The sequence below is a fragment of the Lonsdalea britannica genome, assembly GCF_003515985.1.
In the GTDB taxonomy this organism is placed as follows: Bacteria; Pseudomonadota; Gammaproteobacteria; order Enterobacterales; family Enterobacteriaceae; genus Lonsdalea; species Lonsdalea britannica.
Map to the genome: position 1 here is coordinate 711,431 of NZ_CP023009.1, position 14,066 is coordinate 725,496.

The 14,066-nt window shown below is 53.2% G+C and carries 10 protein-coding genes, 2 rRNA genes and 1 riboswitch; of the genes, 6 read left to right on the plus strand and 6 right to left on the minus strand.

Annotated features, from left to right (window positions below; all coding sequences use genetic code 11):
- Positions 1–7 precede the first annotated feature (7 nt).
- The 3 genes from frdC to blc all read left to right on the plus strand — a co-directional run bounded on the left by frdC (position 8) and on the right by blc (position 1,451).
- Entirely contained in the window at positions 8–403 is a 396-nt protein-coding gene (gene frdC, locus CKQ53_RS03295) for a fumarate reductase subunit FrdC (protein ID WP_085653354.1), read from the plus strand.
- A 14-nt stretch (positions 404–417) separates the two neighbouring features.
- Positions 418–774, plus strand: a complete 357-nt coding sequence (frdD, locus tag CKQ53_RS03300) for a fumarate reductase subunit FrdD (RefSeq protein WP_085653353.1) — start codon at positions 418–420, stop codon at positions 772–774.
- A gap of 125 nt (positions 775–899) precedes the next feature.
- Positions 900–1,451: an outer membrane lipoprotein Blc gene (gene blc / locus CKQ53_RS03305; protein ID WP_094118837.1), complete on the plus strand. Its 552-nt coding sequence runs from the start codon at positions 900–902 to the stop codon at positions 1,449–1,451.
- Between the two features lie 72 nt (positions 1,452–1,523).
- Here blc and efp read toward each other — a convergent pair whose 3' ends face one another.
- The gene (gene efp / locus CKQ53_RS03310) at positions 1,524–2,090 is read right to left on the minus strand and encodes an elongation factor P (RefSeq protein ID WP_085653351.1); all 567 of its coding nucleotides are present in this window, start codon (positions 2,088–2,090) and stop codon (positions 1,524–1,526) included.
- 35 nt (positions 2,091–2,125) lie between these two features.
- Here efp and epmB point away from each other — a divergent pair, with 35 nt between their 5' ends.
- Positions 2,126–3,172, plus strand: coding sequence for an EF-P beta-lysylation protein EpmB (epmB, locus tag CKQ53_RS03315; RefSeq protein ID WP_085653350.1), 1,047 nt, complete (start codon positions 2,126–2,128; stop codon positions 3,170–3,172).
- 67 nt (positions 3,173–3,239) lie between these two features.
- Here epmB and CKQ53_RS03320 read toward each other — a convergent pair whose 3' ends face one another.
- Together CKQ53_RS03320 and pgi are read right to left on the minus strand one after the other, a co-directional pair.
- On the minus strand, positions 3,240–3,584 hold the full coding sequence (locus tag CKQ53_RS03320; protein ID WP_085653349.1) for a DUF4156 domain-containing protein: 345 nt from the start codon (positions 3,582–3,584) through the stop codon (positions 3,240–3,242).
- 203 nt (positions 3,585–3,787) lie between these two features.
- Complete coding sequence (gene pgi, locus CKQ53_RS03325) at positions 3,788–5,440, minus strand: glucose-6-phosphate isomerase (protein WP_094118836.1); 1,653 nt, start codon at positions 5,438–5,440, stop codon at positions 3,788–3,790.
- Positions 5,441–5,614: 174 nt separating this feature from the next.
- A riboswitch (Lysine riboswitch) is annotated at positions 5,615–5,811 on the plus strand.
- A gap of 115 nt (positions 5,812–5,926) precedes the next feature.
- Between pgi and lysC the strand changes: the two genes are divergently transcribed.
- Together lysC and CKQ53_RS03335 are read left to right on the plus strand one after the other, a co-directional pair.
- Complete coding sequence (gene lysC / locus CKQ53_RS03330; RefSeq protein ID WP_094118835.1) at positions 5,927–7,291, plus strand: lysine-sensitive aspartokinase 3; 1,365 nt, start codon at positions 5,927–5,929, stop codon at positions 7,289–7,291.
- Between the two features lie 231 nt (positions 7,292–7,522).
- Positions 7,523–8,977: a DASS family sodium-coupled anion symporter gene (locus CKQ53_RS03335; protein WP_094118834.1), complete on the plus strand. Its 1,455-nt coding sequence runs from the start codon at positions 7,523–7,525 to the stop codon at positions 8,975–8,977.
- A gap of 363 nt (positions 8,978–9,340) precedes the next feature.
- Here CKQ53_RS03335 and metA read toward each other — a convergent pair whose 3' ends face one another.
- The 3 genes from metA to CKQ53_RS03350 all read right to left on the minus strand — a co-directional run bounded on the left by metA (position 9,341) and on the right by CKQ53_RS03350 (position 13,959).
- Positions 9,341–10,270, minus strand: coding sequence for a homoserine O-acetyltransferase MetA (gene metA / locus CKQ53_RS03340; RefSeq protein WP_085653345.1), 930 nt, complete (start codon positions 10,268–10,270; stop codon positions 9,341–9,343).
- Positions 10,271–10,830: 560 nt separating this feature from the next.
- Positions 10,831–10,946 (minus strand): 5S ribosomal RNA (rrf, locus tag CKQ53_RS03345).
- A 105-nt stretch (positions 10,947–11,051) separates the two neighbouring features.
- Positions 11,052–13,959, minus strand: a 23S ribosomal RNA gene (locus CKQ53_RS03350).
- Positions 13,960–14,066 lie beyond the last annotated feature (107 nt).

A 14,066-nucleotide genomic window follows, 5' to 3' on the forward strand; every position in this document is an offset into this window, starting at 1 on the left:
GCAAACAATGACAACCAAACGTAAAGCGTATGTCCGTGGCATGACGCCGACCTGGTGGCAAAAGCTGGGGTATTACCGCTTCTATATGCTGCGCGAAGGAACGGCGGTTCCGGCAGTATGGTTCAGTATCGTGCTGCTGTACGGCGTTTTCGCGCTGAAACACGGCGTGGAAGGTTGGGAAGGCTTCGTCGGATTCCTGCAAAACCCTATCGTGCTGTTCATCAATATCATCGCGCTGCTGGCCGCGGCTCTTCAGACCAAAACCTGGTTCGATCTGGCGCCCAAAGCCACCATCATCGTCATTAAAGATGAAAAGATGGGTCCCGAACCGATCGTGAAAGCGCTGTGGATTGTGACCGTGGTAGTCACGCTGGCGATACTGGCTATCGCCTTGCTGTACTGATCAGGAGGAATAACGTGATTAATCAAACGCCAAAACGTTCCGATGAACCGCCTTTCTGGGGGCTGTTCGGCGCCGGTGGCATGTGGAGCGCCATCTTCGGGCCGGTGATCGTCCTGCTGGTCGGTATTCTGCTGCCAATGGGACTGTTCCCGGATGCGTTGTCCTATGACCGCATCGCGGCATTTAGCCATAGCCTTATCGGCCGGCTGTTCCTGCTGCTGATGATCGTGCTGCCGCTCTGGTGTGGCCTGCACCGCATCCACCACGCCATGCACGACCTTAAAATTCACGTGCCGGCAGGGAAATGGGTCTTTTACGGGCTCGCGGCCATTCTGACGGTAGTCGCCGTCATTGGGCTCGTCACACTTTAAAACTCCGCTCCAAAAAACAACGGCCTGCTTATACAGGCCGTTTTTCATTGCCAGTCCGTCAAACGCTTCCTACCCTTAACGTCATCACTCTTCAGCCATGGCCTATCCCTGGAGGATAAAAACCGATGAAAAGATGGAAAACGCTGGTGGCGGCAATCACGTCACTGCTCTCCTCCGCCTGCAGTACGACACCGCCGGAGAATGTCGAGGTCGTGAAAAACTTCGATATACACCGTTATCTTGGCACCTGGTACGAAATTGCGCGTCTCGACCACCGCTTCGAACGCGGCCTGGACCGAGTGACGGCGACCTATCATCCGCGCGACGACGGCGGCATTACTGTCACCAATCGCGGCTTTAATACGCAGCAGCAACGCTGGAAAGAGAGTACGGGGAAAGGATATTTGATGGGGGATCCAGAGACGGCATCGCTGAAAGTCTCTTTCTTCGGGCCATTCTACGGCAGCTATAATGTGATTGCGCTGGACGATGCCTATCGCTACGCCATGATTTGCGGACCCAACCGCAACTACCTGTGGATCTTATCCCGCACGCCGACGCTGGACGACGCAGTGAAACAACAGCTGCTGACGACGGCCAGACGCTATGGTTTTGACACGGAACAGCTTATTTGGGTTAATCAGTCGGATAACGATGTTGCGGGGACGGCACAATAACGGGGCACGCGTTGCATGAGAAACGGTGTGGGTAATACCGCTGCGAGAATGCAGCGGTATTATGCGGAGAGATTATTTTACGCGGGACACGTATTCGCCAGAGCGAGTATCCACTTTAATCACTTCGCCAATCTGTACGAACAGCGGAACCTTAACCACGGCGCCCGTCGTCAGCGTTGCAGGTTTACCACCCGTTCCAGCCGTATCGCCTTTCAGGCCCGGATCGGTATCGGTAATTTCCAGCTCAACGAAGTTCGGCGGCGTCACGGCGATCGGAGCACCGTCCCACAACGTCAGTACGCATTCTGCCTGTTCAACCAGCCATTTGGCGTTGTCGCCAACGGCTTTCACATCGGCAGCCAGCTGTTCAAACGTTTCATTGTTCATGAAATGCCAGAACTCGCCGTCGTTGTACAGATAAGTCAGGTTCATATCCATGACGTCCGCTGCTTCAACGGAATCACCGGATTTGAAGGTTTTTTCCAGCACTTTGCCGGAAATCAACTTACGGATTCTGACACGGTTAAATGCCTGGCCTTTGCCCGGCTTAACAAATTCGTTTTCAATGATCGCACACGGCTCACCGTCCTGCATGATTTTAAGACCGGAACGGAATTCATTGGTACTATAAGACGCCATGTTGGTCCTCTTATTACTGGTAACTTAGCCAAAAAATGGCACACATTATAACCCGAAATACGCTGTCTGGAGAAGATTGGTTACAGCAACTCGCCGACGTTATTACCGATCCAGACGAATTACTCCAGTTTATCGCGCTTAAAGAGCACCCTCAGCTAACAGAAGGGCGTGATGCCCGTAGGCTTTTCCCCCTGCGCGTGCCGCGATCTTTCGCCGCGCGGATGCAGCCGGGCGATCCTCTCGATCCGCTGCTATTGCAGGTGATCACCGCGCCGCAGGAATTTATTGAGACGCCCGGATTCAGTTACGATCCGTTGGAAGAGCAAGACAGCGTCGTTCCCGGCCTCCTGCACAAATACCGTAATCGTGCGCTGCTGCTGGTCAAAGGCGGTTGCGCCGTCAACTGCCGTTACTGCTTCCGTCGCCACTTCCCCTATCAGGATAATCAGGGGAATAAATCCAACTGGCGCCAGGCGATGGACTATATTCGTCAACATCCTGAACTGGATGAGATCATTTTTTCCGGCGGCGATCCGCTGATGGCGAAAGATCACGAGCTGGATTGGCTGATCGCCGAACTGGAAAGCATTCCCCATCTTCAACGCCTGCGCATCCATAGCCGACTACCGGTTGTGATCCCGGCAAGGATCACGGACGCGCTGTGCCAACGCCTGAAGCAATCCAGACTACGTGTGGTGCTCGTCACGCATATTAATCACGCCAATGAAATCGACACTGACGTAGCACAAAATATGGCGAAATTACGCCGGGTGGGCGTCACGCTGCTGAACCAGAGCGTACTGCTACGCGGCGTCAACGATAGCGCCACAACGCTCGCGGCGCTCAGCAACGCGCTGTTCGACGCGGGGATCCTGCCGTATTACCTGCATGTGCTGGACAAAGTGCAGGGCGCCGCGCATTTTCTGGTGCCGGATGATGAGGCGAGAGACATCATCAGAACGTTGATGACGATGGTGTCAGGCTATTTAGTGCCCCGGCTGGCGCGGGAAATCGGTGGCGAAGCCAGTAAGACGCCGCTGGATCTCGGCATGCGGCAAAGTCAGGACGATGTCGCCGGATAAAACCGTCGCAGGATAAAACAAAGGCCGACGAAAACGCTCGTCGGCCCCTTTTGTTACATCGCGGGCGTTAACGACATTTATACACGTCACCCTGCATCTTGCTATCCAACGGAGCGAAACTGGACAGGAACGTCTCACTCGGCGATGTCACGCCAAAGATCACATTTCCCCCCATCTCAGCAGCCTTATTACGGAGATCGTTAGCCGCGCCCCGCATCGAACTGCCCGCATCACTGTTACCGGATAACCAATTGGATTGAGTGCCGGTCACCGCGCCAAGTCGCTGACATTCCGCGCCAGGCAAGCTATCCGTAAAACGCACTGCTTGCCCTGCTGGGCTAAGCGAATGCGTCGAGCTACATCCGGCCACCAGCAAAACGCCGGCTGTTGCCATAAGAATACGAGTCCGCATGTTCCCTCCGAGATAATTAAGATCGCGGTCTGACGGTCATTGTGTCGGTAGCAAATACCACGATGTGACGATAAACGGCATGTCGGCCTTCTCCCCCACGAGCGGTAGGAACGTCAGAAAGACCCGATGAACCCGTCTGGCGTTTTCTGCTCGCGCCGCCCATACAATAGACCGCGCGAACAGCATGGCTCACATCGGGCTGATTATGCCTGACGCCATTTTTTGAAGTTGTTGATCAGGCCGTTGGTGGAGCTGTCGTGACTGCTCACCGCAGAATCATCCAGCAGTTCCGGCAGAATGCGGTTAGCCAGTTGTTTACCCAATTCAACGCCCCATTGGTCGAACGTGAAGATATTCAGAATCGCGCCCTGCGTGAAGATCTTGTGTTCGTACAGCGCAATCAACGCACCCAGGCTATATGGCGTGATTTCACGCAACAGGATAGAGTTAGTCGGGCGGTTGCCTTCAAATACTTTAAACGGTGCGACGTGTTCCACGTCCTGCGGTTTGTTACCCGCAGCGGCGAATTCGGCGTCAACCGTTTCACGGGATTTCCCGAAGGCCAGCGCTTCAGTCTGTGCGAAAAAGTTGGACAGCAATTTGCTGTGGTGGTCGCTCAGCGGATTATGGCTGACGGCAGGCGCGATGAAATCGCAAGGCACCAGTTTGGTTCCCTGATGAATCAGCTGATAAAACGCGTGCTGTCCGTTAGTACCTGGTTCGCCCCAGATGATCGGGCCGGTCTGGTAATCCACCGGCGTGCCGTTGCGGTCTACGTACTTGCCATTGGACTCCATGTTGCCCTGCTGGAAGTAGGCGGCGAAACGGTGCATATACTGGTCGTACGGCAGAATCGCTTCTGTTTCCGCGCCGAAGAAGTTGTTGTACCAGATGCCGATTAGCGCCAGCAGTACCGGCAGGTTCTTCTCGATAGGCGTGGACGCGAAATGCTTGTCCATCGCGTGAGCGCCGCTCAACAGCTGTTCGAAGTTGTCGTAGCCGATGGACAGCACGATAGACATACCGATGGCGGACCACAGAGAATAACGACCGCCAACCCAGTCCCAGAATTCAAACATGTTGTCGGTATCAATCCCAAACTCGCCCACGGCCTTGCCATTGGTGGACAGCGCGGCAAAGTGCTTAGCAACAAATTTCTCATCGCCCGCGGCTTTCAGGAACCAGTCACGCGCGCTGTGAGCGTTGGTCATCGTTTCCTGGGTAGTGAACGTTTTAGACGCGACGAGGAACAGCGTGGTTTCCGGGTTCAGCGTTTTCAGCGTCTCTGCGATGTGCGTGCCGTCAACGTTGGAGACGAAGTGCATGTTGAGGTGATTTTTGTAAGGCTTGAGCGCTTCCGTCACCATGAACGGACCCAGGTCCGAACCACCGATACCAATGTTCACCACGTCGGTAATGGTTTTGCCGGTATATCCTTTCCAGTCACCGCCGATCACACGTTCGCTGAACTGCTTCATTTTCTGCAGGACGGCATTCACTTCCGGCATCACGTCTTTGCCATCGACCACAATCGGGGTATTGCTGCGGTTACGCAGGGCAACGTGCAGGACCGCGCGATCTTCAGTACGGTTAATCTTTTCACCGGAGAACATGGACGAAATAGCGCCAGCCAAATCGGTCTCGCGCGCCAGGGCCTGCAATTTTTCCAGCGTCTCATCCGTGATACGGTTTTTTGAGTAGTCCACCAGCATCAGGTCGTCAAAGGTCGCGGAAAACCGCTTGAAGCGGGCATCATCCTGGGCAAACAGATCGCTGATTTGAACGTCCTTCATCACGGCAAAATGCTGCTGCAGAGCTTGCCAGGCGGCCGTCTGCGTTGGATTGATATTTTTCATAACGGTACTCTTTGTCTAAGAATGAATGGTCAGTAATCAAGAGATTGTATCCCTTAACGCTCCGCTTGAGATCCCTTTTCTTGCGAAATGCCCGGCGCGGAAGCCCGCGAGCCATTGACAGCCACCGCGTAACCCGTTATTTGTAATGGCCTACTTACGCGCCCACGAGGTTCGTAAGCCAGAAGAGGTGCGTCGCCCAGGTAAGGTATCGGAGGAGCCGTTTTCCGAAGAAGATACCCGAGGGGGAGCGTCGCCGAGATGAGATCAACGTCGGCATTGATTTCATCGACCACAGGGGCTGAATCCCCTGGGTTGTCACCGGCTCATCCTGCGCGGCAGGATGTTCAGCAAGGTGGAGCGCTTCTGGGTGTATCGTAGCTTTTTTCTACGTCTGCTCCCTGTTTATCGCTCTTCCCTTGTGCACAGGTTTAACGATGGACGGCTCCACACCTTAGCGATGCCGTCTCCTGACACGAGGTTTCATAAATGTCCGCTCAACAACAAAACGCGTTGATTATCGCTAAATTCGGCGGCACCAGCGTCGCCAATTTCGACGCGATGAATCATAGCGCCGACGTGGTACTTTCCAATCCGCAGGTACGCATCGTGGTGCTGTCGGCTTCAGCTGGCGTAACCAACCTACTGGTCGCGCTGGCAGAAGGCGTACCACTAGAAGAACGCGAATTACACCTGAATAAAATCCGCCAGATCCAATATGCCATCGTCGACCGACTGACTCAGCCGGAAGTCATCCGTGAAGAGATTAACCGGATGCTGGACAACATTGCCCGACTCTCAGAAGCGGCGGCGTTAGCCACTTCTACGGCACTGACCGACGAGCTGGTTAGCCACGGCGAGCTGATGTCCACGCTGCTGTTCGTTGAGATTTTACGGGAACGCAGCGTCGTGGCGGAGTGGTTCGACGTGCGCAAGATTATGCGCACCAACGATCGTTTCGGCCGTGCCGAGCCTGACTGCGAAGCGCTGGGAGTGTTGACCCGAGAGCAGTTGTTGCCTCGTCTGTCCGATAGCCTCGTCATTACGCAAGGCTTCATCGGCAGCGAGTCTAAAGGACGGACCACCACACTAGGACGCGGCGGCAGCGACTATACGGCCGCACTGCTGGGCGAAGCCCTGAACGTCAGCCGAATTGATATCTGGACCGACGTTCCCGGCATTTACACCACCGACCCGCGCGTGGTGCCCGCCGCTAAACGCATCGATCAGATCACGTTTGAGGAAGCCGCGGAAATGGCGACCTTTGGCGCCAAAGTCCTGCATCCCGCGACGCTGTTACCCGCCGTACGCAGCGACATCCCGGTCTTCGTCGGCTCCAGCAAAGACCCGGCCGCAGGGGGAACGCTGGTCTGCAATAAAACGGAGCATCCCCCGCTGTTTCGCGCACTGGCGCTACGCCGCAAGCAAACCCTGCTGACGCTGCACAGCCTGAACATGCTGCATGCGCGTGGCTTTTTGGCAGAGGTTTTCAGCATATTGGCGCGTCACAATATTTCCGTGGACCTGATTACCACGTCCGAAGTGAACGTAGCGCTTACGCTCGATACGACAGGATCGACGTCTACCGGCGACGGCTTGCTATCCAGCGCGATGCTGACGGAGCTGTCTTCGTTGTGTCGGGTTGAAGTGGAAGAGAATATGTCGCTGGTCGCGCTGATCGGCAATAAACTCTCTCAGGCATGCGGCGTGGGCAAAGAGGTCTTCGGCGTACTGGAACCCTTTAATATTCGCCTGATCTGTTATGGCGCCAGTAGTCATAATCTGTGTTTCCTGGTGCCGTCCAGCGCGGCCGAACAGGTCGTACAAACTCTGCACCACAATCTATTCGAATAATCCCTTCCTCGAACATGATGGCCGGTTATTCCATTCCGGCCATCGTCTATTTTTCTTCATTGTCGTTTCGTCAATGAAGCCTCTAAAATAAATACTTTCAAAACGCCTTACGTCAATAAGACGCATATTTTCACTTTCTCAGTTATTCATTAGCGTTATTCTTAGTTCACTCCCTAACCGATATTAGGGCGACACACACGCAATATCTTCAGACCTTTGTAAGGAAAACGGATGAAGACCAAAACGTCTTATGGCCTGAATTGGCTTCCTTTAGTAGTCATCGTCATTATTGCAACTTTCTTCTGGCAACTCACTCCGCCCACCGGCCTGACTCCCGCAGCCTGGCATTCAGCCGTTATTTTCGTCGCAACGATTATCTGTATCGTGGCAAACGTATTGCCGATTGGGGCGATTGGCATCATCAGCATTACGCTGTTCGCCCTGACCTATGCGGCAGGCGACAAGACGCCTAGCGCATCCATTCAGACGGCGCTGAGCGATCTCAACAGTTCGTTGATTTGGCTGATCGTCGTTGCCTTCATGATTGCCCGGGGATTCATTAAAACCGGATTGGGGCGGCGTATTGCACTCCAGATGATCCGTCTACTTGGCAAACGCACGCTGGGCCTGGCGTATGGACTGGCTTTTGCCGACCTGGTGTTGTCCCCGGCCATGCCGAGCAACACGGCGCGCTGCGGCGGCGTTATCTATCCCATCGCCGACTCGCTGGCACGCAGCTTCGACTCCAAACCGGATGATGCTTCCCGCAGTAAGATCGGTACGTTTCTGGTCACCTGTATCGGTAACGTCAACGACATCACCGCTGCAATGTTTATGACGGCTTACACCGGTAACTTGTTAGCGATAAAACTGGCAGCCAACGCTGGCGTCACTATCACGTGGGGCAGTTGGTTCGTCGCCGCGGTAGTGCCCTGCCTCATCTCTCTGCTGGTGATCCCGCTGTGCGTATACTGGCTGGTGAAACCAGAAATTCGTCATACGCCCGATGCTCCTAAGCTTGCCGTCGCTGAATTGAAAAAGATGGGAAGCATGAGCCGCGGGGAGTGGCTGATGGCCGCCACCGTGTTGATTCTGCTGGTACTGTGGATTTTCGGCGACAAACTGGGCGTGGATGCGACAACCGCCTCCTTTGTCGGACTTTCTTTCTTGCTGCTGACTGGCGTATTGAGCTGGGATGATATTAAAAGCGAGAAAGGTGCCTGGGATACGTTGATTTGGTTCGCGGCGCTGTTAATGATGGCGAACCAGCTCAAGAATCTGGGCTTCACGGCCTGGTTTGGCGATCTTATCGGTAACAGCATTGGCCATATGATGCTGGGAACTAGCTGGGTATTAGTCCTCCTGCTACTCAATGCCGCCTACTTCTATACCCACTACTTCTTCGCCAGCGGTAATGCGCAAATCGCAGCCCTTTATGCCGTATTCCTGGGTGTGGGTATTAACCTGAATATCCCCGCAGTCCCCATGGCGCTGATGCTGGCGTTTACCAGCAGCCTGTATTGTTCTCTTACCCAGTACACACATGCCCGCGGCCCCATTCTGTTCGGCGCAGGATATGTACCCACCGGTGTCTGGTGGCGAACAGGGTTCATTATTAGTCTGATTAACCAGGCGATCTTTATGTCTGCCGGCTTGTTATGGTGGAAGGTCATCGGGTTGTATTAATGACAGGCGATGTTTTATGTTACAGGGGCCTTGTGCCCCTGTTTTTATTTCAGCGGAATTAGTGTTGACCGCATTATTCCTCATCGAACCTATCGACTGACCAAAACCACATAGCCGTATTATCAGTCTGCGGTACACCAGTTATTACCTTTCCCGGCTTATAAAACGGTTAGACTGGCAACTAAGGCCGCGTCATTGCTTATTTATCCAGATCTATTTACCTCAACATTCATGTCATCAGACATTATTTAAGACCCAATATGGGGGATAAACACTGGAGTAAAGCACTATAAAAAGGAGGGGTATTGAGCGAAAAAAATAAACGCAACATAAAGGCACCCGCAGGTGCCTAAATAAAGAATATCAATCCAAAGTAGGATTCATATTACGTAAATCGAACGGCGTGATCTGGTAGACATAATAGTTCAGCCAGTTGGAAAATAAGAGATGGCCATGACTGCGCCAGCTTGCTTTAGGCGCTTTTTCGGGGTTGTTATCCGGGAAGTAATTCACTGGGACAACGGTATCCAACCCGGCTTCAATATCGCGAAAATACTCACTACCCAGCGTCAGCGCATCATATTCCGGATGACCGGTAACAAATGCCAGACGTTTATCCTTACTCGCGAACAGATAAGCGCCGACTTCGTCTGACCCCGCCAGAATATCCAAGTCAGTATGTTCGCGAATAACATCCAGTGGGAAATCCGCATAGCGTGAGTGAGGAGCCAGGAATGTTTCATCAAAACCGCGCGTCATTAGCGCATGTGGCTGAAAAGTATGATGCTCGTAAACGCCGGAGAGTTTAGCGTCACGCGTCAATTTCGGGATGCCATAAAGGACGTTTAATGCGGCTTGTACGGCCCAACACACAAATAAGGTTGAAGTAACATGCTCTTTAGCCCAACTCACGACCCGTGAAATCTGCGGCCAATATACCACATCGCTGAAATCAACTAATCCCAATGGGGCTCCGGTTACAATCAGCCCATCAAAGTTTTCATCTTCTATATCTTCGAAGTTGCAGTAAAAGTTATTGAGATGCTCAGTCGGCGTATTTTTGGACTCGCGACTGTCGATTCTCAACAGCTGAATATCGATCTGCAGGGGGGAGTTCGATAGCAACCGTAGAAACTGATTCTCAGTCTCGATTTTTTTGGGCATCAGGTTAAGTACCAATACCTTAAGCGGACGAATTTCCTGAGTTTTCGCACGAGATGATGTCATCACAAACACGTTTTCTTTGCGCAAAAAGTTCACTGCGGGCAATTCATCGGGGACTCGGATTGGCATAACCTTATAACCTCACTGCATACGTTTATACGTTTAGACTTCCAGACAGCCGAAGATAGCGATTTTCCCTGTTGATGTCGATAGCGAACAGGTGCAGTTGAAAATGTTTCACTCAAAAGAGTATGAACATATGCTTTTTACGAATAAGCAGATCGCCACCCCCACATTATGGCGATAATGTAACCAATATTAACCCTGACTTAGGTCCGCGGCCTGGTCATCATTGAATGAGGGGCAAAGGGAGTTTCACGTCGGTCAGGATGAGCACGGGGAGGCAGATTGTGGGGGGCATCGGTCACGTTGAGCAAAGGGGGCAGCTTCAGGGGAACAAGCCGCTGAGCAAGAATACGTCATCACGGCAGGCATGTTAAGCGGTGGGACAGTGACGATACCCGACATGACCATCAATCCTGCCTCAGCAGACCAGAGTGTGGCCATCCAGATTCACGGTCTGCCGCGTGGCGGTGAGACGGGGGGAGGTACAGAGCCGGTCTGTCGGCTTTTTTCCGCCCCAACGCAAAAACCCCCAGCTTGCGCTGAGGGTTTCTACTTTAATTAATGCCTGGCAGTTCCCTACTCTCACATGGGGAGACCCCACACTACCATCGGCGCTACGGCGTTTCACTGCTGAGTTCGGCATGGGGTCAGGTGGGACCACCGCGCTATCGCCGCCAGGCAAATTCTGTTTCATCCCAACCGTTACGTCCTACTTCCACGCAACCATCAGAACCAATCTTCGAACAAGCTGAATACGTCTCTCTAAAAACACCTTCGGTGTTGTAAGGTTAAGCCTCTCGGGTCATTAGTACTGGTTAGCTCAACGTATCGCTACGCTTACACATCCAGCCTATCTACGTCGTCGTCTTCAACGGCCCTTCAGGGGACTCAAGGTCCCAGGGAAGACTCATCTCGGGGCAAGTTTCCCGCTTAGATGCTTTCAGCGGTTATCTCTTCCGCACTTAGCTACCGGGCAATGCCATTGGCATGACAACCCGAACACCAGTGGTGCGTTCACTCCGGTCCTCTCGTACTAGGAGCAACCCCCCTCAATCTTCCAACGCCCACGGCAGATAGGGACCGAACTGTCTCACGACGTTCTAAACCCAGCTCGCGTACCACTTTAAACGGCGAACAGCCGTACCCTTGGGACCTACTTCAGCCCCAGGATGTGATGAGCCGACATCGAGGTGCCAAACACCGCCGTCGATATGAACTCTTGGGCGGTATCAGCCTGTTATCCCCGGAGTACCTTTTATCCGTTGAGCGATGGCCCTTCCATTCAGAACCACCGGATCACTAAGACCTGCTTTCGCACCTGCTCGAGCCGTCACTCTCGCAGTCAAGCTAGCTTATGCCTTTGCACTAACCTCCTGATGTCCGACCAGGATTAGCTAACCTTCGTGCTCCTCCGTTACTCTTTGGGAGGAGACCGCCCCAGTCAAACTACCCACCAGACACTGTCCGCAACCCCGATTAGGGGCCCACGTTAGAACATCAAACATTAAAGGGTGGTATTTCAAGGTTGGCTCCATGCAGACTGGCGTCCACACTTCAAAGCCTCCCACCTATCCTACACATCAAGGCTCAAGGTTCAGTGTCAAGCTATAGTAAAGGTTCACGGGGTCTTTCCGTCTTGCCGCGGGTACACTGCATCTTCACAGCGAGTTCAATTTCACTGAGTCTCGGGTGGAGACAGCCTGGCCATCATTACGCCATTCGTGCAGGTCGGAACTTACCCGACAAGGAATTTCGCTACCTTAGGACCGTTATAGTTACGGCCGCCGTTTACCGGGGCTTCGATCAAGAGCTTCGCCTTGCGGCTGACCCCATCAATTAACCTTCCGGCACCGGGCAGGCGTCACACCGTATACGTCCACTTTCGTGTTTGCACAGTGCTGTGTTTTTATTAAACAGTTGCAGCCAGCTGGTATCTGCGACTGGTATCAGCTCCGGGAGCAAGTCCCTTCACCAACACCAGCGTGCCTTCTCCCGAAGTTACGGCACCATTTTGCCTAGTTCCTTCACCCGAGTTCTCTCAAGCGCCTTGGTATTCTCTACCTGACCACCTGTGTCGGTTTGGGGTACGATTTCGTGTTACCTGGAGCTTAGAGGCTTTTCCTGGAAGCTTGGCATCGGCTACTTCATCACCGTAGTGACTCGTCATCACGCCTCAGTGTTAATGATGTTCCGGATTTACCAAAAACATCCACCTACACGCTTAAACCGGGACAACCGTCGCCCGGATAACCTAGCCTTCTCCGTCCCCCTTCGCAGTAACACCAAGTACAGGAATATTAACCTGTTTCCCATCGACTACGCCTTTCGGCCTCGCCTTAGGGGTCGACTCACCCTGCCCCGATTAACGTTGGACAGGAACCCTTGGTCTTCCGGCGTGCGGGTTTTTCACCCGCATTATCGTTACTTATGTCAGCATTCGCACTTCTGATACCTCCAGCAACCCTCACAGGCCACCTTCGCAGGCTTACAGAACGCTCCCCTACCCAACAACACCTAAGTGTCGCTGCCGCAGCTTCGGTGCATGGTTTAGCCCCGTTACATCTTCCGCGCAGGCCGACTCGACCAGTGAGCTATTACGCTTTCTTTAAATGATGGCTGCTTCTAAGCCAACATCCTGGCTGTCTGGGCCTTCCCACATCGTTTCCCACTTAACCATGACTTTGGGACCTTAGCTGGCGGTCTGGGTTGTTTCCCTCTTCACGACGGACGTTAGCACCCGCCGTGTGTCTCCCGTGATAACATTCTTCGGTATTCGTAGTTTGCATCGAGTTGGTAAGCCGGGATGGCCCCCTAGTCGAAACAGTGCTCTACCCCCGAAGATGAGTTCACGAGGCGCTACCTAAATAGCTTTCGGGGAGAACCAGCTATCTCCCGGTTTGATTGGCCTTTCACCCCCAGCCACAAGTCATCCGCTAATTTTTCAACATTAGTCGGTTCGGTCCTCCAGTTAGTGTTACCCAACCTTCAACCTGCCCATGGCTAGATCACCGGGTTTCGGGTCTATACCCTGCAACTTAACGCCCAGTTAAGACTCGGTTTCCCTGCGGCTCCCCTATTCGGTTAACCTTGCTACAGAATATAAGTCGCTGACCCATTATACAAAAGGTACGCAGTCACCCTGATAAATCAAGGCTCCCACTGCTTGTACGTACACGGTTTCAGGTTCTATTTCACTCCCCTCGCCGGGGTTCTTTTCGCCTTTCCCTCACGGTACTGGTTCACTATCGGTCAGTCAGGAGTATTTAGCCTTGGAGGATGGTCCCCCCATATTCAGACAGGATAACACGTGTCCCGCCCTACTCATCGAACTCACAACTCATGCCTCTTCGTGTACGGGACTATCACCCTCTGTCGTGCGACTTTCCAGACGCTTCCACTAAGACACAAACTGATTCAGGTTCTGGGCTCCTCCCCGTTCGCTCGCCGCTACTAGGGGAATCTCGGTTGATTTCTTTTCCTCGGGGTACTGAGATGTTTCAGTTCCCCCGGTTCGCCTCATGTCACTATGTATTCATGACATGATAGTGCAACGGATTGCACTGGGTTTCCCCATTCGGGTATCGTCGGGTATAACGGTTCATATCACCTTACCGACGCTTATCGCAGATTAGCACGCCCTTCATCGCCTCTGACTGCCTAGGCATCCACCGTGTACGCTTAGTCACTTAACCTCACAACCCGAAGGTGTTTCGTAAAACACTTCGCGCTGCGATTATTTGAGAGACTCTGATACAACCAAATCACATCTCAGTACTGCACGGAGAGATATGTTCAGCTG